This is a genomic window from Furfurilactobacillus entadae (assembly GCF_045862745.1).
GTDB classification, from domain to species: Bacteria; Bacillota; Bacilli; order Lactobacillales; family Lactobacillaceae; genus Furfurilactobacillus; species Furfurilactobacillus entadae.
The window spans coordinates 1-556 of record NZ_BQXN01000056.1 but is presented as its reverse complement, the minus strand read 5'-3'; the positions used below and the strand labels follow the sequence as shown (position 1 = coordinate 556).

Sequence of the window (556 nt, the reverse complement as noted above, 5' to 3'; positions counted from 1 at the left end):
GAATCCGGATTGTCCGTCACTGCAGATAGAATCACAAATGCCCTAGTAGCTAAACTCCCATCTGGGTTAACCACCAAGAAGCCAGATGACCAGTCAGCAGCCTTACCATCAATGATTCCTGGCGCACTTTCTGCCGTTAAATAATTATTGGTTGTTGGTCTGAATCCCGCTGGGATAAACCCCGCATCCGTAAACTGTACCCATCCCTTGACTTGCTTCCGGTTGTTATCGACTGAGAATGAGTACATAACTGCGTTCCCAATCCGTTTAGCGGTCACGATATAGCCATTGGGGTGATGACCGGTCCACGTAAACATCTGCTTTTCGCGAGATAAATAGTCATTCAAGGCTTTATCCCAATTGGCCATACCTTTAGTAATTAAATCCATTTCTAACCTACCTCCATAAATTTAATGTCATTATTTGCTTGAAAAGAAACATACTGATTGTTTTTCTGATCCACCGCGGTAAGCAGCTTTCCATCGCCACTGATGTACGTGTTACCCGCAACGACCCGCAGGCTCTTAATGTATAGGTCCATCACAGTTGAATCCTC

At 44.8% G+C, this 556-nt stretch carries 1 protein-coding gene; it reads right to left on the bottom strand.

Annotated elements, in window-relative coordinates:
- Nucleotides 1-389, bottom strand: a 389-nt coding sequence (locus ACKTR5_RS11725; RefSeq protein ID WP_407881691.1) for a hypothetical protein, incomplete at its 3' end; no start/stop codon positions are given.
- Nucleotides 390-556: the final 167 nt, after the last annotated feature.